19 protein-coding genes are annotated in these 22,056 nt (G+C 69.8%); 10 read left to right on the forward strand and 9 right to left on the reverse strand.

The window, feature by feature from the left end; genetic code table 11:
• Positions 1 to 48: 48 nt before the first annotated feature.
• Positions 49 to 1,788 carry a CocE/NonD family hydrolase gene (locus tag AC07VM_RS17745; RefSeq protein WP_494912531.1) on the forward strand — a complete coding sequence of 580 codons (1,740 nt, stop codon included), beginning with the start codon at positions 49 to 51 and terminating at the stop codon, positions 1,786 to 1,788.
• A 138-nt stretch (positions 1,789 to 1,926) separates the two neighbouring features.
• Here the strand turns inward: AC07VM_RS17745 and AC07VM_RS17750 are convergent, their stop codons facing one another.
• Both AC07VM_RS17750 and AC07VM_RS17755 read right to left on the reverse strand, forming a co-directional pair.
• Positions 1,927 to 2,754: a metallophosphoesterase gene (locus AC07VM_RS17750; RefSeq protein ID WP_494912617.1), complete on the reverse strand. Its 828-nt coding sequence runs from the start codon at positions 2,752 to 2,754 to the stop codon at positions 1,927 to 1,929.
• Positions 2,755 to 2,775: 21 nt separating this feature from the next.
• Positions 2,776 to 3,831 (reverse strand): hypothetical protein, encoded by a 1,056-nt coding sequence (locus AC07VM_RS17755; protein ID WP_494912532.1) that lies wholly within the window; start codon positions 3,829 to 3,831, stop codon positions 2,776 to 2,778.
• A gap of 273 nt (positions 3,832 to 4,104) precedes the next feature.
• On the opposite strand from AC07VM_RS17755, the gene AC07VM_RS17760 reads away from it, so the two are divergent.
• Positions 4,105 to 4,278, forward strand: coding sequence for a hypothetical protein (locus AC07VM_RS17760; protein WP_267418083.1), 174 nt, complete (start codon positions 4,105 to 4,107; stop codon positions 4,276 to 4,278).
• 66 nt (positions 4,279 to 4,344) lie between these two features.
• Entirely contained in the window at positions 4,345 to 5,622 is a 1,278-nt protein-coding gene (nhaA, locus tag AC07VM_RS17765) for a Na+/H+ antiporter NhaA (RefSeq protein ID WP_494912534.1), read from the forward strand.
• Positions 5,623 to 5,643: 21 nt separating this feature from the next.
• Here nhaA and AC07VM_RS17770 read toward each other — a convergent pair whose 3' ends face one another.
• The 7 genes from AC07VM_RS17770 to AC07VM_RS17800 form a co-directional block, all read right to left on the reverse strand.
• On the reverse strand, positions 5,644 to 7,773 hold the full coding sequence (locus AC07VM_RS17770) for an iron ABC transporter permease (RefSeq protein WP_494912535.1): 2,130 nt from the start codon (positions 7,771 to 7,773) through the stop codon (positions 5,644 to 5,646).
• Positions 7,770 to 8,825 carry an iron-siderophore ABC transporter substrate-binding protein gene (locus AC07VM_RS17775; protein WP_494912536.1) on the reverse strand — a complete coding sequence of 352 codons (1,056 nt, stop codon included), beginning with the start codon at positions 8,823 to 8,825 and terminating at the stop codon, positions 7,770 to 7,772. The genes AC07VM_RS17770 and AC07VM_RS17775 overlap by 4 nt, the downstream gene beginning before the upstream one ends.
• Positions 8,822 to 9,736, reverse strand: a complete 915-nt coding sequence (locus AC07VM_RS17780; protein WP_494912538.1) for an ABC transporter ATP-binding protein — start codon at positions 9,734 to 9,736, stop codon at positions 8,822 to 8,824. The genes AC07VM_RS17775 and AC07VM_RS17780 overlap by 4 nt, the downstream gene beginning before the upstream one ends.
• Positions 9,737 to 9,907: 171 nt before the next feature.
• On the reverse strand, positions 9,908 to 10,750 hold the full coding sequence (locus AC07VM_RS17785; protein WP_494912540.1) for a helix-turn-helix domain-containing protein: 843 nt from the start codon (positions 10,748 to 10,750) through the stop codon (positions 9,908 to 9,910).
• Positions 10,751 to 10,791: 41 nt separating this feature from the next.
• Entirely contained in the window at positions 10,792 to 12,162 is a 1,371-nt protein-coding gene (gene gad / locus AC07VM_RS17790; protein ID WP_494912541.1) for a glutamate decarboxylase, read from the reverse strand.
• Positions 12,163 to 12,295: 133 nt separating this feature from the next.
• Positions 12,296 to 13,897 (reverse strand): ATP-binding cassette domain-containing protein, encoded by a 1,602-nt coding sequence (locus AC07VM_RS17795; protein ID WP_494912542.1) that lies wholly within the window; start codon positions 13,895 to 13,897, stop codon positions 12,296 to 12,298.
• Entirely contained in the window at positions 13,894 to 15,498 is a 1,605-nt protein-coding gene (locus AC07VM_RS17800) for an ATP-binding cassette domain-containing protein (protein WP_494912543.1), read from the reverse strand. The genes AC07VM_RS17795 and AC07VM_RS17800 overlap by 4 nt, the downstream gene beginning before the upstream one ends.
• Positions 15,499 to 15,548: 50 nt before the next feature.
• On the opposite strand from AC07VM_RS17800, the gene AC07VM_RS17805 reads away from it, so the two are divergent.
• From AC07VM_RS17805 to AC07VM_RS17835, 7 genes are all read left to right on the forward strand, one after another.
• A complete protein-coding gene (locus AC07VM_RS17805; protein WP_494912544.1) occupies positions 15,549 to 16,148 on the forward strand; it encodes a TetR/AcrR family transcriptional regulator in 600 nt (199 codons plus the stop codon).
• Between the two features lie 47 nt (positions 16,149 to 16,195).
• Positions 16,196 to 17,221 (forward strand): ABC transporter substrate-binding protein, encoded by a 1,026-nt coding sequence (locus tag AC07VM_RS17810; RefSeq protein ID WP_494912545.1) that lies wholly within the window; start codon positions 16,196 to 16,198, stop codon positions 17,219 to 17,221.
• On the forward strand, positions 17,218 to 18,249 hold the full coding sequence (locus tag AC07VM_RS17815) for a FecCD family ABC transporter permease (protein WP_494912546.1): 1,032 nt from the start codon (positions 17,218 to 17,220) through the stop codon (positions 18,247 to 18,249). Before AC07VM_RS17810 ends, AC07VM_RS17815 begins: the two co-directional genes overlap by 4 nt.
• Positions 18,246 to 19,280 carry a FecCD family ABC transporter permease gene (locus tag AC07VM_RS17820; protein ID WP_494912547.1) on the forward strand — a complete coding sequence of 345 codons (1,035 nt, stop codon included), beginning with the start codon at positions 18,246 to 18,248 and terminating at the stop codon, positions 19,278 to 19,280. The genes AC07VM_RS17815 and AC07VM_RS17820 overlap by 4 nt, the downstream gene beginning before the upstream one ends.
• A 61-nt stretch (positions 19,281 to 19,341) precedes the next feature.
• Entirely contained in the window at positions 19,342 to 20,055 is a 714-nt protein-coding gene (locus tag AC07VM_RS17825; RefSeq protein WP_494912549.1) for a FadR/GntR family transcriptional regulator, read from the forward strand.
• A gap of 87 nt (positions 20,056 to 20,142) precedes the next feature.
• Positions 20,143 to 21,369: an MFS transporter gene (locus AC07VM_RS17830; protein WP_494912550.1), complete on the forward strand. Its 1,227-nt coding sequence runs from the start codon at positions 20,143 to 20,145 to the stop codon at positions 21,367 to 21,369.
• Between the two features lie 175 nt (positions 21,370 to 21,544).
• Entirely contained in the window at positions 21,545 to 22,039 is a 495-nt protein-coding gene (locus AC07VM_RS17835; protein WP_267418065.1) for a DUF1269 domain-containing protein, read from the forward strand.
• The last annotated feature ends 17 nt before the right edge of the window (positions 22,040 to 22,056 follow it).

Genomic DNA, 22,056 nt, shown 5'->3' on the forward strand with positions numbered 1-22,056 from the left:
GCACCGACCCGAAGTCCTGGGCCGCGTCCACGAGATGAAGGAACCGCCATGTCCACCGAACAGAAGATCTTCACGCCTTCCCAGCCGCTCCCCGCCGGTCGAACCGGACTCCTCACCGCGTTCGCGCCCGGGACCAGGGTGCTCGAAGCCGGTTACCAGGTCGCACCGCCGTTCCGGCCACTCCCGGTCGACGTCGTCTTCGAGAAGGACGTAGCCGTGCAGCTCCGCGACGGCGTGACGATCTTCGTGGACATCTTCCGACCCGTCGGGTTGGAGACAGTACCGGTGGTCCTCGGCTGGAGCCCTTACGGAAAAGCACAGGGGACCTCGATGAGCGTCATGGGCGTGTTCGGGCTCGTCGGACTCCCCAACTCCGCCGTCTCCGGTCTTGAGAAGTTCGAGGGACCTGACCCCGCCTACTGGTGCGCGCAGGGATATGCGGTCTGCAACCCCGACATCCGCGGCGTCGTCGACTCCGAGGGCGACAGTGTGCTCTGGGACCGTCAGGACGGACGCGATGCCTACGATCTCATCGAGTGGCTCGCCGAGCAGGACTGGTGCAGTGGCAAGGTCGGGATGACCGGCACGTCCTATCTGGCCGTCTCCCAGTGGTTCACCGCCGCAGAGCAGCCGCCCCACCTCGCCGCCATCAACCCGTGGGAAGGCGTCAGCGATGTGTACCGCGATCTGGTCCTGCGTGGTGGCATGCCCGACACCGGTTTCGCTCGCCAGCTGCAGGAAGGCAGCTTCTTCGGCAAGAACCTCAAGGAGGACATCCTCGCCGAGGTCGACGCGCATCCCCTGTTCGACGAGCTCTGGACAGAGAAGGTCGCCGAGTTCGACAAGATCACCGCGCCCGCGTACATCGTCGCGAGCTACTCCAACACCCTCCACACAGCCGGCACCTTCCGCGCCTGGCGCCGCATCGCCTCTGAAGAGAAGTGGCTGCGCATCCACAACGGCCAGGAATGGCCCGACTACTACGACCAAGACAACGTCGAAGACCTCCGTCGCTTCTTCGACCACTATCTGAAGGGCATCGACAACGGATGGGAGACGACGCCGCGTGTGCGCTACTCCGTCCTCGATCTCGCCGGAGGAGACATCGTCAATGAGCCGGCGGATGAGTTCCCTCCGACCGACGCCGTCTCGACGAAGCTCTACCTCGACTCACACACCCGACGCCTGACGCCTGACGCTCCCAGGGAGGCTGCGACCGTCACCTACGACGTCGACAAGAACCCGAACGCCGCGTCGTTCCTTCTCCGCTTCGACGAGGCGACAAGGCTCGTCGGATACCCGAAAGCGCACCTCTTCGTGGAAGCACGTGACGCCGACGACATGGACCTGTTCGTCCTGATCCAGAAGCTCGACGCCTACGGCACGCCTCTGCAGCAGTTCACCGTCCCCAACCAGAGCGCCATGGCTCACGACCTCACCGACCACGGCGCGACGATTCTCAAGTACAAGGGGTCCGACGGTCGACTGCGCGCCTCCGCACGTCACCTCGACGAGACGCTCACGACCGATGACGTGCCGGCGCACTCTTTCGACCGCGTCGAGAAGCTGTCACCGGGCGAGATCGTCGAGATCGAGATCGACCTGCTCCCGCTCGGGCTCGCCTTCGTCGCCGGCGACCAGCTCCGGTTCATCGTCAGCGCCCGCAACCTGCTGGGAACCCTGATGCCGGGCATCGAGGAGTACGTCCCCGTCAATCAGGGCGCGCACGTGATCCACACCGGCGCCGACCGTGCGTCCTACCTGCAAGTACCCATGCGAAAGGGGTGACAAGGGTGCGGTGCGGCGGCTGGCTGTCGTTGCCTCTCCGAGCGCGGCAGCAGCGTCCGCGTACACCCCACACGTACAGAAGACCCCGCCCGATTGGGCGGGGTCTTCTTCGTGTGAGGCGCGGGGCGCGGCGTCGATTCAGCGGCGCGCTGCGGGCACCGGCGTCATCTGCCAGGAGTACATGTCGCTCTCGACGTCGTAGCGCAGCACGTTCAGCTTCCCGGTCACTTCGACGGCGGCGTCGATGTAGTAGTGGCTGGCGCCGTCGTGATAGACGGCGTTGTCGCCGTCGGCGTGCAGCTCAGCCGTCCTGACGTGTCCGGCGATGATCGTCTTGTGGAACCGGCCCTGGCTCGCCGGGTACTTCTCCGTCAGCCAGTGCTCGGGCGTGGCGGCGCGCCAGTGCTCGCCCGCCAGCTCGTCGATCCCGGCATGCACGAAGATCTGACCCTCGGTCTCGTGAACACGCGGTCGGCGGCGGAGCCAGGAGAAGAGTTCCGCGTGCTGCTTCAAGACCTCGCGTCGGAGCCGCATGCTGACCTCGGCGTCGATCTCGTCATGGACGACCGTGCGGATCACGCTCTCGGAGACGAACGACCGAACGGTCGTCAGTCCTTCGTCGGACAGAATCCACGTCGGGTCCTCGTCATCGGTGTCGGCCGGATCGCCGGCGTCGAGCCACTCCAGCAGCCCGCAGTCGTGGTTGCCGAGAAGCACCGTCACCCGGTCGGGGTGGCGCTGGGCGACCTCTCGAACCAGTTCGAGCACACCGCGGGAGTCCCGCCCACGATCGACATAGTCCCCGAGGAGCACGAGGGAGGCATCGGGGTTCCCCTCGAGGTCGACGATGTCCAGCGCCGCATGCAGCGCCTCCAGATGTCCATGAATGTCTGAAACGGCAGAGATGCTGGCGATGGTCGCTCCTTTTCCGGCGGGACTGTGACAACACCGGATCCCGCCGGATATTCCGAGGACGAGAGCCGCGACTCAGCAGCCCGGTACCGGGATCGCCCTGATGTAGAGACCGCTTTCGACCGGACTGTGGAACCCGCGGGTGACGAAGCTGCCGTCCGCTGCGACCTCGAGGGGACGGAAGCACCACGCCAGCCGCACGCCCTGCGCATCGGCCACCTCGAAGCCCGCCGCGAGACTGCTGTCGCTGCGCAGCAGTTCCATCGACTCGGGCGTGAGCGCACCCGCGACCGACAGCTCGATGCGACCGGGGACGATGCCCTGCTCCTCGCGCGGTGCGAGCGCGGCATACGACGGGGTGACCGTGGCGCCCGGATACTCTGCGGGGTCGATCTCCGAGCGCGAGTCCACGTCGACACCGACCGCGGTCACCGTCGCGCTCGCGGGGACGCAGGACGAATCGGAGTACATGACGGCCGGATCGAGGAACTCGCCCACGAACTCACGCCGTTCCTGCGGAGCGAGCCGTGCTTCCTCGGCCTCATACTGACGGCAGACGGTGCCGTCGGCGGACAGGACGGTGACCGCGACCGTGGCGGACTCCCAGTGCTCTTCCGTCGCGTTCGTGAGAGCGGTGGTCACCCGCGTGCCGTTCGAGTCCCGGTACACGGCGAGCTTCGGTGCCTCGATCACCAACTCCTCCGCCGTCGGTACGCGTTCGTCCGGCATGTTCTGGATCGAGGAGCCGAAAGCTCCCGCCGCCGAGAGCATCATCGAGACGACCAGAGAGACGCGGAAGAACGAGAGCACATAGAACACGATGGAGATGATCATGCTCACCTTCGTCGTGGTCGTGCGCGCGATCAGATGGATCACGATCGATCCGACGAGAATCACCGTCGTCACGACGAGGGCGACCGGATCGAAGAGCGCTCCGAGCACGGATCTGTTCAGCTCCTGATCGACGTCATCGTTCGAGAGCCCCGCGTAGCCGAAGACATCGCCGAGCCCGAGGACTTCGTAGATCATCCAGAACATGGCCACGAGCCCGAGCACCTTGAGAACGACGACACGGGCGCCCTGCCGCTTCCGAGCGGGCGGCCGACCGGTCGGGTGCGGATACGCGTTCATCCGTGCCTCCGCATCGCGCTCATGCGCCGGTTCGGGGTGTCCGCACCTGCTCCTGGGCGCACCGGCGGGTGGTCGATGGACGGGGAACGCATCATCCTGCGTCGCCTCTTCTAGGGTTGGCGCGGCTCATCGCGAGCAGGTCGGGCTGTCCTGCGGTTCAAAGATCGGCGCTGCTGAAGCGCCGTGGCGGAGGCTTCCCGAGTCTGCCCGCCCGGGAATCGATACTAGTGGTCGCGGGAGGCCGTCCCCCGCGCCTCCCGATAGGCTGATCCGGTGCCCCTCCTCTCCATCGCCGGCTCGACGCGTGCCCCGCACCGTCTCCGCTCGGCGACCCCGATGAGGGAGTGGATGCGCGTCGTCCTGCACCCGGGCACGAACGGGTGGACCAGCGTGTGGGGCACGCTCTCGCACGGCGAGATCGCCGGCTGCCCGCCGCCACGGAACTAGATCACGCCTCGAACGGGGCGGTGGTCTTCTGCGCCCTTCACCCCTTCTCTCGCGTGAGGTCTTTCCGTGTCCCCGAATCCTGCCCCTGCCCGTTTCCCCCTCGCCCCGCACGCGCTGTGGCGCGGCATCCGCTCCACCGCCCGCAGCGACACGCTCGGCGGCGCGCTCCTGCTCGGCGCGACGATCGCCGCCCTGATCCTCGCCAACAGTCCCGCCGCCTCCTGGTACGAATCCGTCCGGGACTTCACCTTCGGCATCCCCGAGCTGCACCTCGAACTCAGCATCGGCGCCTGGGCGGCCGACGGCCTGCTCGCGATCTTCTTCTTCGTGGTCGGCCTCGAGCTGAAGGAGGAGTTCGTCGCCGGCCGCCTGCGCGATCCGCGCCGGGCGGCACTGCCCATCGCGGCAGCCGTCGGCGGTGTCCTCGTGCCCGCGCTCCTCTTCGTCCTGATCAACGCCGGAAGCGGAGCGGATGCCCTGCGCGGCTGGGCCATCCCCACCGCGACCGACATCGCCTTCGCCGTGGCCGTGATCGCCGTGGTCGGGAAGTTCCTGCCGCCGGCCCTGCGTGTGTTCCTGCTGACTCTCGCGATCATCGACGACCTCATCGCGATCACCATCATCGCGACGTTCTACACCGACACCATCAGCTTCCCGTGGCTGATCCTCGCGCTGCTGCCGCTGGCCGGCTTCGCCGCCCTGGTGGCGAAGGGCGTGCGGGCCTGGTGGCTCCTCCTCCCCCTCGCGATCGCGGTGTGGGTGTGCATCCACGCGTCCGGCATCCACGCGACCGTCGCGGGCGTACTGCTCGGCTTCGTCGTCCCCGTCACGGCGACCGATCGCGCCCGGGTGCGCACGGGCACGGATGACGGGGGTCGACCGCTGTACGACGGGATGGCCGCGCACTTCGCCGACCGCTGGAGCATCGTGGCGACACTGTTCGCGGTCCCCGTGTTCGCGTTCTTCGCCGCCGGGGTCACGATCGGCGGATGGGCGGGCCTCGCCTCCGCTTTCGCCGATCCGATCACGATCGGGATCGTCGTGGGGCTCGTCGCCGGCAAGCCGATCGGCATCCTCGCCACGACCTTCCTGCTGAGCCGGGTCCCGGCGCTTCGCCTGGATGAGACCCTGCGCTGGCCCGACCTGGCCGGCATGGCGTTCCTCGCGGGGATCGGCTTCACGGTCTCACTGCTCGTGGGCGAGCTCGCGTACGGCTCGAGTTCCGTCGCGGACGAGCACGTGAAGATCGGCGTGCTCGTGGGATCGCTCGTGGCCGCACTGCTGGGAGGAATCGTCCTCGCCTGCCGCAGTGCCCGCGCGCGCAGGTCCTCCTCCGCCGGGTGATCGACCCGGGGCGGGTGCGGGTCAGTCCCGCATCCGCCCGAGCAGCCAGACGAAGTACGGGGCGCCGACCAGCGCCACCATGAGGCCGGCCGGCAGCTGCGACGGCGCGATCAGGATGCGACCGAGCGTGTCGGCGACGAGCACCATCAGTCCGCCCAGCACCATCGCGACCGGGATGACCCTGCCGTGCCGCGCACCGACGAGCGTTCGTGCGAGATGCGGGGCGACGAGACCGACGAACCCCACGGTGCCGACCGCGACCACCGCGACGGACGCGAGCACGGCGGCGAGGGCGAGCACTCCGAGCCGGGTGCGCTGGGGAGGGACACCGAGGATGCGGGGCGTGTCCTCGTCGATCGCGAGCAGGTCGAGCTGGCGACGCATTCCCCAGAGCAGCGGTACGGCGATGACGAGCACGACGGCCACCGGCATCACGTCCGGGAGCGAGCGCCCGTAGGTCGTGCCGGACAGCCAGGTGAGGATGCGCGGGGTCTCCCACGGGTCGGAGCGCAGCAGCAGGAACGTCGTCACGGCGCTGATCGCATAGCCGCAGCCGATTCCGACGAGCACGAACCGGTCGGGCAGCAGCCCACCCCGCCAGGCGAGCAGGGTGATCAGGGCGAACGTGAGCAGCCCGGCGACGATGGCCATGGCGATGATGGCGGGGCGGGCCCCACCGCCGACGCTCGACGTCACCACGATGACGGCACCGAGTCCCGCACCGGCGGTGATGCCGAGCAGACCGGGCTCGGCGAGCGGATTGCGCACGGTCCCCTGCACAGCCACACCCGCGAGGGCGAGGGCGGCACCGGCGAGGATCGCGGCCGCGACGCGAGGCCCGCGTTCGTCGAGGGCGCGAGTCACGAGGTCGGGAGCCGCCTGCTGCAGCCACAGGCCGATGTCGCCGAGCCGGAGCCAGAGCGTGCCCGCGAGCATGCCGATCACGACGGTCGCCGCCAGCAGTGCCACGGCGACGAGCGCCACGACGACGAAACGGCGCCGGGTGCGCAGGGTCGAGCGTGCCGTGCGGATCGCCCGCGAGGCCCCGGCATCGCGCATCCGCAGGGCGAGGATCACGATGACGATGCCGCCGAGCAGGGCCGTCGGGATGCCGGTGGGGATCGAGGTGGCCCCCTCGGCACCCAGGATCGCCCGCAGCACGGCGTCGGCGAGGAGGATGAGGAGGGCGCCCAGGAGGCCGGAGACCGGCACCAGGAAGATGTGGCGCCGCAGCGCGGGCACGCGTGCGGCGAGGAGTCGCGCGAGCACCGGAGCGCCCAGGCCGACGAAGGCGATGGGACCGGCGAGGGTCACGGAGGTGCTGGTCAGCAGCACGGCGCAGAGCACCGCGATCGAGCGCGTCGAGCGCACGGGCACACCGAGGGACGACGCGGTGTCCTCGCCGAGTCCGAGCACGTCGAGGCGCCGCGACAGCAGCAGAGCCACGAGCAGCACGGCGACGATCAGCGGTGCGGCGCGGGCCGAGGCGTCGAGGTTCAGCTGGCCGAGCGACCCGCTCCCCCAGGCGAACAGCCCGGTGGTGTTCTCCTTGAACAGGATGAGCAGCATCGCGGTGCCGGAGTCGAGGGCCATCGCGATGGCGGAGCCCGCCAGGATCAGACGGGTGGTCGTGGTGCCGGCGGCTCGACCGGTCAGGCCGAGCACGAGGGCGGCGGCCAGCAGACCGCCGACGAACGCCACACCGCTCGAGGCCCACAGCGGGACGGCGACCCCGAAGGCGGCGACGGCGGTGAGGGAGAAGTAGGCGCCGGCGGTCACCGCGAGCGTGTCCGGTGAGGCCAGGGCGTTGCGCGTGATCGACTGCAGCAGCGCACCCGCGACCCCGAGCGCGAATCCGACCGCGATGCCGGCGAGGAGCCGAGGCAGACGCGACCCGGTGAACACGTCGGCGACCGGCACCCCGCCGACAGCCACGTCGTCGCCGAGCAGCGCGCGCCACAGGTCAGCGGCACCGATGCCGGAGGTCCCCTGCGTCAGGTGCCAGAGGCCGACCACGACGACCGCGACGAAGAGCGCGACGAGAAGGCCGATGCCTCCGAGCGTCCCCCGGCGATCATCGACCGCGCCGTCGGCCGGCTCCCCGTTCTCGGGAAGCCGGCCGACGGTGTGCGGAGCGGTCGGTGCGGTCACTTGCCGACGATGACCTCGACGAAGGCGTCGATCGCCTGTTCGCCCGAACGCGGGCCACCCGCACCCCAGACGCCCGGGGGGAACTCGAACGCGCGCCCCTCCTTCACGGCGGGCAGCGAGGTCCAGATCGAGCTCTTCGCGAGCTCGGTGACGTAGCTGTCGGGGGTGCCGTCGTTCGAGTAGATGAGGTTCGCGTCGCCGACAGCGGTCAGGCCCTCGATGTCGGTCTGCGCCAGGCCGTAGGCCGGGTCGACGCCGCCGCTGCCGTAGGACTTGTTGATCTCGTCGGTCCAGGCGCCGGTGAGGCCCAGCTCCTCGCCGAGCTCCGTGAACAGCGCCCCGCTGCCGTAGGGGCGGATGACGACGTTGCCGCCCTCGATCCAGCCGTCGAAGAACACGAAGTCGGTCGTGGCGAGGTCGGCGTCGGCGACCTTCTCCTTGGCGTCGGCGAGGTGCGTGTCGAACTCCGCGAGCACCTGGTCGGCGCGCTCGGTACGGCCGGTGGCCTCGCCGATCAGCGAGAACACCTTCTTCATGTTGTCGATCTGGCCCGAGCCGTCGGCGCCGATCGTGGCGAGGACCGGGACGTCGCGCTCCTCGAGCTTCTTGATCAGCTCGTCGTCGGCGCTGTACGCCTCGATGACGATGAGGTCGGGGTCGGTCGCGTAGAGCGCATCCAGGTCGGGTTCCCCGCGCTCGCCCACGTTGACCACACCCTTCGGCAGCTTCTCGGCGCTCACGTAGGTCTCGTAGCCGTCGATCGAGGCGGCTCCGACGGGCGTGACGCACAGCGAGAGGAGGTCCTCGGTCTGCTGCCACTCGAGCACGACCACGCGCTCGGCCGGCTTGTCGAGCTCGACGGTGCGGCCGAGGCTGTCGGTCAGCGAGACCGGGTCGGTCGACGTCGTCGTGGTGTCGTCGGTGCAGCTCTGCGACGCGACGGCGTCGGCGGTGTCGCTGCCGGCCGAGACGTCGGTCGTGCCGCAGGCGGTCAGCGTCAGCGCGGCGATGCCGGCCACGGCGACGGCCGCGAGGCGGGTTGCGCGGGTCATGGGGTGTCCTCTCGGGAACGGTCGGTGGAAGGGGGGACGGAGGCGGCGTCGTGCAGGCGCGGGGCGTGACGGCCGACCGGGTCGATCCGCAGCCGGCGGGTGCGCGGGTCAACGCTGACCTCGACGCTGAGCTGATAGGCGAGGCCGATGTTCTCGGCCGTGAGCACGTCGAGCGCCGATCCGACGGCCAGCACCCGTCCCGCCGCCATGAGCAGCAGGTCGTCGGCGACCCGGGCCGCATGGTCCAGATCGTGCAGCACCACGCCCACAGCGACCCCGTGCACGTCGGCGAGGTCGCGGATGAGGTCGAGGGTCTCGACCTGGTACCGCAGATCGAGGTGGTTCGTCGGCTCGTCGAGGAGCACCACGCCCGTCTCCTGAGCGAGGCAGGCCGCGAGCCAGACCCGCTGCAGTTCGCCGCCGGAGAGCTCTCCCGCCGCGCGATCGGCCATCGAGCGCACCCCTGTCGCGTCGAGCGCGCGCTCGACCGCATCCTGGTCCTCGCGGCTCGCTCCCGCGAAACGGCGGCGGTACGGGTGCCGTCCGAAGGAGACGACCTCGCGCACGCTCAGGCCCTGTGGAGCGGTGCGGGACTGGGCGAAGAGCGTGACCTGCTGCGCGAACTCGCGGGCGCTCAAGGCGGCGACGGCGCGTTCTGGCACCTCCGCCGCGCCGCCCAGGACGACGTGCCCGTCGGAGACCGGATGCAGGCGTGCGAGGCTGCGCAGCAGCGTCGACTTCCCGGAGCCGTTCGGACCGACGAGGGCGGTCACCCGTCCCGGCAGCAGTTCGACCGACACATCCTGGACGACCGTCGTGCGGCCGAATCCGAGCGACAGGCCGTCGCCGGCGAGGCGGGAGGCCACGCGCTGACCGCGCGAGGGCGGCGTCGTGGGGCGTGCGGCATTCATGAGGAATCCTGCGTCTGAGGGGGTGGGTGCAGGTTCCTGGTCGTCAGGGCGACGGCGGCGAACACTCGGGTGAGGTGCGTTCTTAGGGTTACCTTGCCTAATCAGGCTAGGTCCGCGCGGGCGCGTCCGCAATCAACGCTCCACGACAGCAGATACGGCGTTTCGGACACGTCAGGGGGTGGCGTCGGTCCCCGTCGCCGCGAGATACGCCCCGGGCGTCGTGCCCATCACGCGCTTGAACGACGCGATGAAGGTGCTCGACTGCGCGTAGCCCATCAGCTCGGCGACCTCCTGCACCGGCAGCCCCTCGGACAGGAGCGACAGGGCGCGGTGCACCCGCAGCACCTGGCGCCACTGCATGAAGGACAATCCCGTGTGCAGGCGGAACAGTCGGGTGACCGTGCGCTCGCTGATGCCCAGCAGCTCCGCCCAGTCGCTCAGCGCGCGGTCGTCCGTCGGATCGTCGAGGAGCGCGGAGACGATCGGCTCCACGCGCGCGGCGTCCGGAACCCGCAGCGACAGCTGCCGCTCGGTCGGGGCGAGCACATCGAACACCACGGCCTCGGCCCGCAGGCGGGCGGGCTCGGTGAGGTCCGTCCGCTCGAGGTGCCTCAGCAGCGAGGCGAGGATGGGCGTGATCTCGACCGCGACGACCTCGGGGAACGAGACGGGCGAGCGCTGCGCGTCGAAGAGCGCATCCGACAGCGTCGTCCGGGCGGTGGTCCGCCCCGCGTGCTCGACATCGGCGGGGATCCAGAGCCCGTGTCCCTCCGGAACCGTGACGACGGCATCCGCCAGCCGCACGGTCATCGTCCCTCCGCGCACCCAGACCAGCTCGTGCATCGGGTGGGTGTGCGGCTCGAACTCCAGCGGCACCGGGACGAAGACGCTCTCGGCGAAGATCGCGAACGGCGCCGGAACGACATCGGGCACCTGCACCCCCGCCACGACGACGGTGTTCTCCTCCCGCCGCCACGCGCCGCGTCCGGTGGGGACAGGACGTGATCGGGGCATGTGCCGAGTCTACGAAGCGATCACCGGGATGGACGTCACTCCTAGTGGTGGAACGCCGGCTGCGGCTTCTCGGCGGGCATAGGAGACTCCAGCGCGTCGAGGTGCTCGACCTCGGTCTGGATCGCCTGCAGCAGTTCGGCCGCGAGGTCCATGCTGAGCCCGTTGCGCACGACGATGCGCTGCACGGTGATCTGCTCCAGGTCGGCGGGCATCGGGTACGCCGGGATCAGCCATCCCTTCATCCGCAGCCGATCCTGCAGATGATAGAGATTCCAGTTCTTCGTGTGCCCGTCTGCGAGACGCCAGGCGAAGACCGGGATGTCGCTGCCGTCGTTCCAGAGCTCGAACGCGTCGAGCTTCGCGATTCCCGCGGACAGGAACTTCGCCACATCCTGCGACGCCTGCTGCACGGCGCGGTATCCCTCGAAGCCGAGGCGGAGGAACAGGTAGTACTGCAACACCACCTGGGCGCCGGGCCGGGAGAAGTTCAGCGCGAACGTGGGCATCTCCCCGCCGAGGTAGCTGACCTGGAAGACCAGGTCGTCGGGGAGCCACTGCGCATCGCGCCAGACCACCCAGCCGAGCCCCGGGTACACGAGGCCGTACTTGTGGCCGGAGGTGCTGATCGAGTGCACGCGCTCGAGCCGGAAGTCCCAGATCAGGTCGGGCTGCAGGAACGGCGCGATCATCGCCCCGGACGCCCCGTCGACGTGGATCGGGATGTCGAGGCCGGTGCTCTTCTGGATCTCGTCGAGCGCTGCGGCGATCTCGGCCACCGGCTCGTACATCCCCGTGTAGGTCACCCCCATGATCGCGACGACGCCGATCGTGTTCTCATCGACGTACTTCGCCAGGTCATGCCCGTCGAGCGTCTTGTGCTCCGCACTGATCGGCACATAGCGGGGCTCGACATCGAAGTAGTTGCAGAACTTCTCCCAGCACACCTGCACCGCCGACGACATCACGAGGTTCGGTGTCGAGGTGTCCTTGCCGGTCGCGCGTCTCGCCTGCTGCCACCGCCGCTTGAAGGCGAGCCCGCCCAGCATGCACGCCTCGGACGAGCCGATGGTCGAGGTGCCGATGCTCTTCTCCGCATCCGGGGCGTTCCAGAGGTTCGCCAGCATGTGCCAGCAGTTGTCCTCGATCGCCGCCGTCTGCGGGTACTCGTCCTTGTCGATCATGTTCTTGTCGAACGACGCGGCGTAGACCTGCTTGGCGTCGTCATCCATCCAGGTGCTGACGAAGGTCGCGAGGTTCAGCCGCGCGTTTCCGTCGAGGATCGTCTCGTCCTCAACGATCTGCTTCGCCGTGTCAGGAAGCGACTCGCCTGTGGGGATGACGTGACGCGAGGTGAGCGTCGCCTCCCCCGGCCTCGTGAACATCGGCTGGTCGTCGGTGGAGGGAGTACTCATGTCCGGAACCTTTCGCATCGCTGATGGCGTCACGCCGGCGACACGCTCGGTAGCTGACGCTGGTCGTGTGCCGTCCACTCTGGCAACCGGAGCCGCACCGCGCTACCCCGATTCGCAGAACCGCCGCGAGCGCTCAGACACGTTCTCCGCGCAGCTCGATGCTCTGGTCGGGTTCCCAGATCTCGGGTGAGCGGTGTGTGACGAAGACGATCGTGGCGTCCGCGCTCGTGACGGCAGCGACGACGGCGCGCTCCGTGGTCTCGTCGAGCGCTGAGGTGGCTTCATCCAGCACGATCACCGGTGCGTCCTTGATGAGGGCCCGGGCGATCGCGAGCCGCTGGCGCTCGCCCCCCGACAGCGCGGCGCCGTGTCTGCCGACTTCCTGATGGATGCCGGCAGGATCCCGATCGAGAACGGACCCGAGCCCCGCTTTCTGCGCCGCGGCGACGATCTGTTCCTCGCCCACCTCCGGACGACCGATGCGGATGTTCGAGGCGATGGTGCCGGTGAAGACCACCGGGTCCTGCGGGACATAGGCGACGCGGGACACGAGCTCACCCTCCGTGAGTGCCCCGAGCGGAACCCCGCCGAGCGCGATCTCACCGATGTCCGGGTCGTCGAAACGCAGGAGCAGACCGAGAAGCGTGCTCTTCCCGGAGCCCGAAGGCCCGGCGATGTGGGTGCGGCTGCCCTCGCGGATGGTCGCGGTCACGGGTTCGAGTGCGGTCGACGCAGCCACGGAGCGGAGTTCGATCCGGTTGTCGCGGGGCAGCACTCCGGAGCCGACGGCAGGGACGGAGAGGGCAGGCGCGGTGACGACATCCCGATACGCGGCGCTGGTCGCCCGCAGCTCGCTCACGGCGATACCGGCGAGGGCGAGATCATCGAGCGGTGCGCTCGCCCTGCCGACGAGGACGATCAGTGCGAGAGCCGCGAACGGGTCGGCGAATCCCCCCGTCGCCGTCAAGAACAGCAGGATGCCGCCCAGAGGCAGCGCGGTGGCGAGGGCCGACGCGAATGTCGCCGGTGCCGCAGCTCGATTCGTGCGTCGCATCGCGGCCTCCTGCGGCAGCCAGTGACCCTCCGTGCGGGCGAGAGCGCCGGCCGGACCGGCCACGGTCTGCAGCAGCTCGAGGTGATCGACGAGCTCGAGCGTCGCGGCGGTCGCGCGTCGATCCGCCACGTGCCGAGCGGCGTCAGCTCTCGCGAGACGTCGTTGTGCGAGCACCTGCGCGCTCAGCGCGACGACGAGCAGAGCCGCTGCCACCGATGCCGGCGCCGGCCCACCGACCACGGCGGTCCCCGCCACGAGCAGCACGGGCACGAGCGGGGCGAGGATGAGCGTCTGGAGCTGATGCGCGGGCACCCCCATCAACGAGGGGATGCCGACGCCTGCCGCCTGGGTGACGAGAGAGCGATGCGCCGGGGTGAACCAGGCGAGCTTGGTCCGCGCCAGCGCGGTGCCGAGCGCCCGGTAGAGGTCGCCCGCGAACCGGGCTCCGGCGAGGTAGCCCGCACGTGAGCAGAGGACGGTGACGATGACGGAGACCGCGGCCAGAACCAGCACCCCCTCCGGTCTCCCTCGGTTCGCGATGGCCAGCGCCAGGCCGGTGTAGGCGGCGGCCTCGACCGCGCCGATGAGCACCCACCCGAGGCTGATCGAGAGGAGCAGTCGGCGCGCGGTGGCGGGGAACGCGGAGAGCATCGGGACGTCGGAGCGAGTGCGTGCGGTCATCGTGTGATTCCTTCCTGTGCACGCTCGGCACGTGCCACGGCGACATGGACGTCGGCGCGGACGGCCAGTTCGGGGTCGTGCGTCACCACGATCACGGTCTTCCCCTCGTCGTGCGCGCGGCTTTGCAGCCGACTCCAGAAGCGGTCGGCGGAACGACGATCCAGAGCACTCGTCGGCTCGTCCAGGAGGATCACCGGCGCGGGAGAGAGGAAGGCACGGGCCAGACCGATCCGCTGCCGTTCCCCTCCGGAGAGCGCGGTTGCCTCGGCATCGAGGGGTACCGCGAGCCCGACCTGCTCGAGGGCGACCCGAAGATGGTCATCGTCGGTGGACGAGGTGAGCTGCAGGTTCTCCTTGACGGTGCCGGTGAGCACGTCGCCGCCCTGAGGAACGAGCAGTGCGGCGTGCGGCCGCGTGTCTTCGCGGATCTCATCGACCGGAGCACCGCCGAGGCGGATGACGCCGCCGGTGAGAGGCTGCAGGCCGGAGATCGCACGCAGAAGTGTCGATTTCCCCGCCCCGCTCTGCCCGGTGACGACCGTGACGGCTCCGGGCGGGGCACGGAACGAGATCGGATCGAGCACCGCTCGCCCCTCGACGAAGACGCTGACGCGATCGGCCTCCACCTCCGCGCGTCCCGTCGGTGCGATCCTCGCTCCCGACGCGACCGGCGTCTCGCTCAGCAGCTCCTCGATCCGCCCGGCAGCGGCTCGACCGGCGGCGACGTAGTCCAGGCCGTGACCGAGTCGGAGTGCCGGTGCCACGAGCGCGAGGCTGAACAGAATCACGGCAGCGAGTCGAGGAGCGTCCCACTCCGATCCCACGGCGTAGGCGATGGCGAAGCTCGCCACTGCTTGCAGCAACCCGACCGCCATCGCGGCGGGGGTCGCGATCCGGCGCACCCAGAGGACCATCCCGTGCGAGAAGCGGTCGGTCGCGGCCGTGTAATCCGACAACGCCCCCGAAGCGGCGCCGCTCAGACGCAGTACCTCGATCCCCCGCGCATAGTCGTCCACCGCTGTCGTGATCTCCGTCATCACCTGCGCACGCTGCGCGCCGTGTGTGGCCGAGAGCCGCGGGATCACGGTCAGGTACACGATGCCGGCGAGCAGTCCCGGGATCAGGGCGAGCAGCGCGAGCGGTCCGGCGACGCTCAGGAGCAGCATCACGGCGACTACGGGAACGACCACGAGCGTGGCGAGTTCGGAAGGCAGGTGGGCGATCATGTGATGCAGTGCGGTGACATCGTCCGCGACGAGGCGACGCAGTCGGTCGCCCGGGTAGAGGGTGAGCCGATGGGCGGGGAGCCGCAGGATGTGCCCGGCAACTCGGCGCCGCACCCGTGCCTCGAACCGCGCCTCCGCCGCGTGAGCCAGCCAGGACGCCACTGCGGCGAGCGCGGCCGTGACCACCCACACTCCGCAGGCGACGAGCACCCATGCTCCCCCGGAATCGTCGAGTGCCCGGATGATGCACCACAAGGCCGCAAGGTGACCGACACCGGCGAAGACGGCGAGCACGACGGCGGCGGAGAGCGCGGGCAGTGCGGGCGCCAGCTCGGCGCGAAGGAGAGGATCACGGGGACGGGAAGACTTGCTCACGCAAAAAGTATACGCGTATAGTTAGGCATGCCTATCCTCAGGAGGAAGACATGAGCAAGATCGATCGCGAGCAGATCGTGGCCACGGCGCTCGAGCTGATCGTCGCCGACGGCGAGTCCGCTGTCGCGATGCGGCCGCTCGCCGCTCGCCTCGGCGTGACCCCGATGGCCCTGTACCGCTACTTCGCCGACCGGGATGCACTGCTGCTCGCGCTCGTCGAGAAGGTGTCCGAGGAGATCGTCATCCCCACGCCCCGGGAGAATCCGCGCGAGACCGCTGTCGCGCTCGCCCTCTGCCTGCACGACTTCCTCGTGGCGCACCCGTGGATGATCCGATTGATCTCCACGGGACGCCTGGCCAGCCCCGCCGGATTGCAGTTCCCCGAGGGTTTCCTCTCCTGTGCCCGAGAGGCCGGCCTCGACGACACCGCGGGCTTCGTCTTCTACCGGACGATGTTCGCCACAATCCTCGGCCAGGCCACCATCACGTCCGCGCGCCGGCGCGACGACACCGGCCCGCTGCCCGCCGAACCGACGGTCGGCACCGTGCCGATCGTGGCCTCGCTCTCGGCGCGCTGGACAGCGCTCGATGCCGCCGCGACACCCGCGGTCGTCTTCGCCGCGGCGACGGCAGTCCTGCCTGCGCCCTGATCCCCCCACGCCCGATCGCTCCGCACCCCGAACACAAGGAGACCCCTATGCCCATTTCCCGCCTGAACCGACGTGCGTTCGCGCCGGCGATCACCCTCGTCACCGGACTCGCGCTTCTCGCCGGGTGCGCATCCGCCCCCGCCGACAGCGCGGAGGACCCCGCCGGAGGACCGACCGATGCGGCGTTCCCCGTCACGATCCACAATGCCTTCGGTGATGCCACCATCGACCACAAGCCCGCCAGGGTCGCCACCCTCGGCTACGCCGATGTCGCGCTCGCCTCGGCGCTCGGTGCGAACGTCGTCCTCGCTCCGCAGTCGTTCTCGGTCATCGCCGGCGAAGGGAAAGACCCCAACCCGCCCTACGTCGACGCGCTCGCCGACGACGCCACCTGGGTCAACCCGATGAGCATCAACGTCGAACAGGTCGCTGCGGCACGCCCCGACCTCATCCTTGCCACAGCGGGCTTCACGCTCGACGAGGCGCTCTACGTCCAGCTGAGCGACATCGCCCCCGTCGTCACCTTCGAAGAGCAGCTCTACGCCGCGACGAGCGAGGCATCCGCCCGCCGCATCGCCACTGCACTCGGCGAGGCGGAGGCTGCCGAGAAGCTCATCACCCGTGCCGACGAGGCGATCGCAGACCTCCGCACGGAGCTGCCCCACCTCGACGGCGGCACGTTCCTGTACGGGCAGGCACGCGACGGCGTCGTGGTGATGCTCGTCGATGAGCAGAACGTCACCGCGCGCTTCATGCAGCAGCTCGGGCTCGTCGCGCTTCCCGCCGTGGCCGAGCTCCAGGGCACGGGCTCGGTTCCCGGAGCCGTCGATGTCAGCTTCGAGCAGGCTCCGCTGTTCGACGATGCGGGCGTGCTGTTCATGACCTACCAGTCCGGTGCACTCCAGGAATCCTTCGAGAAGGACCCGATCGTGTCGTCCCAGACCATCATGGACACCCGCTACGTTCCCGTCGACCTGGAAACCGCGACCGCGCTGCAGGATCCGAACATCGCCGCCGTGCCGTGGCTGCTCGACCAGCTCCGCCCCGGCCTCGCGCTCATCCCCGCGCCGTGACGATCAGCCTCCAGGAGGTGCGTCCGGATGCCGACGTCACCCCGCGCCGGCGCCCGCGGCACCTCCTGGTGGCCGGTCTGCTCCTTGTCGTCCTGCTCTGCGCGCTGCTCGTCGCCAGCATCCTGATCGGCTCCCGGCCGGTATCGCCTGCGGCGCTCATCGCCCTCCTCGGCGGTGACGCCGACCCCGACACGCTCATCCTGTTGCGCGATGTGAGGGTTCCACGCACGTTCGCCGCCGTCCTCGTCGGCATCGCCCTCGCCTGGGCCGGCGCCCTCATGCAGGGGATGACGCGCAACCCCCTCGCCGACCCCGGCCTCCTCGGCGTCAGCTCGGGAGCGGCGTTCGCGGTGACCATCGCCCTCAGCTGGCTGGGGGTGCGAAGCGCCATGGGCCTGGCCACCGCGTCCGTGGTCGGCGCTGCCGTCATGACCATCCTCGTGCTGGCGCTGGGCCTACGCGGGAAGGCGAACGACTCGCGTCTGATCCTCGCCGGCGTCGCCTTCAGCATGACCGTCGGCGGTGTCCAGACCAGCATCACCCTGCTCAACCCCCGCGCGCTCGATGCGATGCGCGCCTGGTCGGCCGGCTCTCTCGCCACGCCTGATGCCGATGTGGTCGGCGCCGTCCTCCCCCTCATCGCCGTGGCCCTCGTGCTCGCGCTCCTGCTCGCCAGACCGCTGAACGCGCTCGCCCTCGGCGACGACGCTGCCCGAGGCCTCGGCTCACACCCTCTGCGCACGCGGGCGGGTGTCGCTGTCGCCGCCGCACTGCTGGTCGGGGCGGCGACCGCTATCGCCGGCCCGATCGGATTCGCCGGCCTCATGATCCCGCACCTCGTCCGCCCCTTCACCGGCCCGGACACCACCCGCATCTTGATCGCCGGCGCCGTCGCGGGGCCTGCACTGCTCCTCTGCGCCGACGTCATCGCCCGCATCGCGCTGTGGCCGGGAGAGATCCCCGTGGGCATCGTCACAGCCGCCCTCGGTGCACCAGTCCTGCTCCTGCTGATCCGGAGAAGCCGATGACGACGAACACCCCTGCGCCGGCCACCCGACGGCCCGCGGCCTCCGCGGCGCCATCCTTCCGCTGGAGCATGGCGTTCGCCCTGCTCCTCGGGATCCTCTTCGCCTCCCTGCTCGCGGGCGACCTGCTGCTGTCCCCCGCCGAGGTCTGGGCCGCACTCACAGGCCGGGCTGCCGACTTCACGACGACTGTCGTCCTGTCCTGGCGTCTCCCCCGTGCCGTCGCCGGCGTCGCGTTCGGGGCCGCATTGGGCACGGCCGGTGCGATCTTCCAGAGTCTGACCCGCAACCCCCTGGGCAGCCCCGACGTGATCGGATTCAACACGGGCGCCTACACCGGTGTTCTCGTCGTGCTCCTCGCCGTTCCCGCCGCGGGATTCCTCCCCCTCGCCGCAGCCTCGCTCCTCGGCGGGCTCGTGACGACTGGCGTCGTCGTCGCACTCACTGCACGCTCGGGAATGGCGGGACGCACCTTCATCCTCACCGGAATCGCCGTCAGCGCCTTGCTCTCCTCGGTCAACACCTGGCTCGTCTACAAGACAGACACGGCGACCGCCACCGCAGGCTCGCTCTGGGCATCGGGGACTCTCGACAACACACGGTGGGTGAACCTCTCCCCGGCGCTGGTGGCGCTCGGCGTCCTCACGATCCCCGTGGTCGTCGCCGCGACCCGCCTGCGCTTCCTCGCGCTCGGAGACGATGTCGCCACGGCTCTGGGCGTGCGGGTGCGGACGAGCCGCTTCGCCCTCATCGTCGGAGCCGTCGCCCTCACCGCCGTCACCACGGCGTCGGCGGGCCCCATCATGTTCATCGCCCTCGCCGCACCGCACCTCGCTCGCGCGACACTCCCCCGCAGCCACCCCGTGGTCGCCGCGGCATTGACCGGCGCCCTGCTCCTCAGCGGAGCGGACTGGATCGCCGCTCATGCCTTCGCTCCGACCCAGCTTCCAGTCGGCGCCGTGACCGTCACGATCGGAGGCGCCTACCTCGTGCTCATGCTGCTCCGACGAGACCGGCGAACGCCGTCGCCCTGAGGTCCGCCCGCTCCGCACACCGCTGTTGTGCCATATATCCAAATGTCCTACAGTTAACGCCATGACGACGTCTCCCCTCGTTCCCACCGGCCGGAACGTGCCCCTGTCCGTGCAGATCGCCGCGCAGCTGCGCGAGCAGATCACCGGCGGCAGCTGGCCCGTGGGGACGAAAATCCCCGGCGAGCATGAGCTCGTCGAACTGCTGGGGGCCAGTCGGAACACGGTCCGCGAAGCGATCCGCGGGCTGGTGCACAGCGGGATGCTCGAAGCTCGTCCCGGAGACGGCACCTACGTGAGTGCCGCCTCGGAACTGGAGGTCGCTCTGCAGCGACGCGCGGGAGCCGAGAACATCCGGCAGGTCTTCGAGGCACGGGAAGCCCTCGAGCTGTACGCCGCGGGCCTCGCCGCCGAGCGTGCGGTCCCCGAGGACGTCGACCGCATGCAGCGCGCACTGGACGCCCGCGACACGGCGTCGGACGTGGACGAGGCCATCGAACGAGACCTGGAGTTCCATCTGGAGATGTTCCACACGAGCGGCAACCCGCTGATGGCGGATCTGTACCGCAACCTCGACCGGTTCGACGCGATGGCGGTACCCGAAGCCGCCACGCCGCTCGAAGCGCGCGAGGGTTTCATCGGCCCCTGGCTCGACGACGACCCCCATCGCGCGCTCCTCGCCGCCATCCGCGACCACGATCCGGAGGCGGCACGCGCCGCCGTCACCCGGCTGATCGCCCACGGGCGCCGCCTCCTCCTGGAGACACGGCACTCCTGACCCGTTCCGCCTCCATCGGTCTCCCGCCTGCACGGGAGAGACCGATGTCGACGCTGCCTCCCACACGATCCCTCAGACAAGGACCCCATGGCTCACTCCGCCACCGCCCCCGTGCCGACCTCGACGGCGACCCGCGCCGTGCGCCGAGGACTGGTGCTCACCGGCATCATGTTCATCGCGGCCAACCTCCGAGCCGGGATCACGGTCGTCGGCCCCCTGCTCGGCGAGGTGCAGCAGGATCTGGGGTTCAGCGCCGTCGAAGCCTCGGCCCTGATCGCCCTCCCGCTGCTGTGCTTCGCAGTGTTCTCGCCGCTCGTGGCTCCGATCGCCGCACGGCTGGGCATGGAGCGCACGCTCGCGTCTGCGCTCGGGGTGCTCGCCACCGGACTGGTGATCCGGTCGGTCCCCGGTCTGCCCTGGCTCTGGGCCGGGACCGCGCTGCTCGGCATCGCGATCGCGACCATGAACGTGCTGCTCCCCGCCCTGCTCAAGCGCGACTTCCCCGCCGAGGTGAGCAAGCTCACCGGACTGTTCTCGGCGCTGTCCGCCCTGGTGGCGGCGACCGCATCCGCCGTCGCGGTCCCGGTCGCCGGGTTCACCGATCTGGGGTGGCGACTCGCCTTCGGCATGTGGGCCGGAGTCGCCCTCGTCGCCCTCGGTGTCTTCCTGCCCCAGATCGCGCGGCGCACGTTCCCCCGCCACGACCACTCCGCCGCCCTCGACGCCCACCCCGGCGGAGGGCGCTCACCGTGGTCGAGCGCTCTCGGCTGGCAGGTCACCGTCTTCATGGGCCTCGGCTCCACGTTCTTCTACACGGTCCTGACCTGGTGGCCCTCCATCGAGGAGACCCACGGTGCGACCCCGGCCGTCGCGGGCGCACACCAGGGGATCATGCAGGTGTTCTCGATCGGCGGCAGCCTCCTCGCCGCGGCCATCCTGCCGCGGATGCGGAAGAGCCAGATCGGGGCGGTCGCGATGTTCGTGCCCCTCTCGATCGTCGCCGTGGTCGGGCAGCTCGCCCTTCCCGACCTCGCGATCCTCTGGAACGCGTTCCTCGGGGTGTCGATCGGCGGCTCGATCGTCATCGCCCTGGCGATGTTCGGACTCCGCACCCGCGCACACGCCCAGGCCGCGGCCCTCTCGGGCATGGCGCAGTCCGTCGGGTACCTGCTCGCCGCCGGAGCCCCTCTCCTGTTCGGTGCGATCTCCGAGGCGACGGGTTCCTGGACGACCCCACTGCTGATCCTCGTGGGGCTGCAGGCGGTCAGTCTCGTCGTCGGCATGCTCGCGGCCCGCGATCGGTACATCTCCTGAGTCGCAGGACCGGAAGCGAAGCCGGAAGGTCCCCCGGGTGAATTCCGGGTGACGCCCGCGATTCCGGGGAGCGCCGTGGGTAGCATGACCCGAAAGCGGGGGGTCGCCGAGGAGTGGTCTCTCGTCGTCAACGGCTGAGGGCGGTCGACTCGGCCCGGAGAAAGGGAGCACATCCATGGCCGAACTGATCGTCATCTCCTTCGACACCGAGCCGCAGGCGGAAGGCGCCTACGACGAGATCCTGTCCCTCCAGAACGACCTGGTCGTCGAACTCGCCGGCCTCGCGCTCGTGAAGGTCGATGAGAAGGGCAAGACGAAGGTCGAGTACCCCGGCGCCGCCGGGAACATCGGCGTCGGCGCCGCGGGCGGAGCGCTCTTCGGCGTCCTCATCGGCCTCCTCTTCTTCGTCCCGATCGCCGGGCTGCTCTTCGGCGGCGTGTTCGGAGCGCTGTTCGCGGGGCTCGACAAATCCGGCATCGACGCCGAGTTCCGCGACCGGGTGAAGAGCACCGTCTCCGCGGGGAAGTCCGCCGTCGTCGTGTACGCGACCAAGCTCACGGAGGACAAGTTCGCGGCGGCCCTGGCCCCGTTCGACGGCACGGTCGTGCAGACGTCGCTCTCGGCCGAGGACGAGAAGGCCCTCATCCACGATCTCGGCGGCGCACAGTAGTCGACGAAGTCGGATGC

It is taken from the genome of Microbacterium sp. GW821-FHT01D02 (assembly GCF_059422585.1).

Bases quoted from the DNA above. Each gene is read 5' to 3' on its own strand.
- AC07VM_RS17795 (WP_494912542.1), bottom strand. From the start codon at position 13,897: ATGACCGCACGCACTCGCTCCGACGTCCCGATGCTCTCCGCGTTCCCC.
- AC07VM_RS17820 (WP_494912547.1), top strand. From the start codon at position 18,246: ATGACGACGAACACCCCTGCGCCGGCCACCCGACGGCCCGCGGCCTCC.
- AC07VM_RS17810 (WP_494912545.1), top strand. From the start codon at position 16,196: ATGCCCATTTCCCGCCTGAACCGACGTGCGTTCGCGCCGGCGATCACC.
- gad (WP_494912541.1), bottom strand. From the start codon at position 12,162: ATGAGTACTCCCTCCACCGACGACCAGCCGATGTTCACGAGGCCGGGG.
- AC07VM_RS17745 (WP_494912531.1), top strand. From the start codon at position 49: ATGTCCACCGAACAGAAGATCTTCACGCCTTCCCAGCCGCTCCCCGCC.
- AC07VM_RS17805 (WP_494912544.1), top strand. From the start codon at position 15,549: ATGAGCAAGATCGATCGCGAGCAGATCGTGGCCACGGCGCTCGAGCTG.
- AC07VM_RS17775 (WP_494912536.1), bottom strand. From the start codon at position 8,825: ATGACCCGCGCAACCCGCCTCGCGGCCGTCGCCGTGGCCGGCATCGCC.
- AC07VM_RS17755 (WP_494912532.1), bottom strand. From the start codon at position 3,831: ATGAACGCGTATCCGCACCCGACCGGTCGGCCGCCCGCTCGGAAGCGG.
- AC07VM_RS17835 (WP_267418065.1), top strand. From the start codon at position 21,545: ATGGCCGAACTGATCGTCATCTCCTTCGACACCGAGCCGCAGGCGGAA.
- AC07VM_RS17785 (WP_494912540.1), bottom strand. From the start codon at position 10,750: ATGCCCCGATCACGTCCTGTCCCCACCGGACGCGGCGCGTGGCGGCGG.
- AC07VM_RS17825 (WP_494912549.1), top strand. From the start codon at position 19,342: ATGACGACGTCTCCCCTCGTTCCCACCGGCCGGAACGTGCCCCTGTCC.
- AC07VM_RS17830 (WP_494912550.1), top strand. From the start codon at position 20,143: ATGGCTCACTCCGCCACCGCCCCCGTGCCGACCTCGACGGCGACCCGC.
- AC07VM_RS17780 (WP_494912538.1), bottom strand. From the start codon at position 9,736: ATGAATGCCGCACGCCCCACGACGCCGCCCTCGCGCGGTCAGCGCGTG.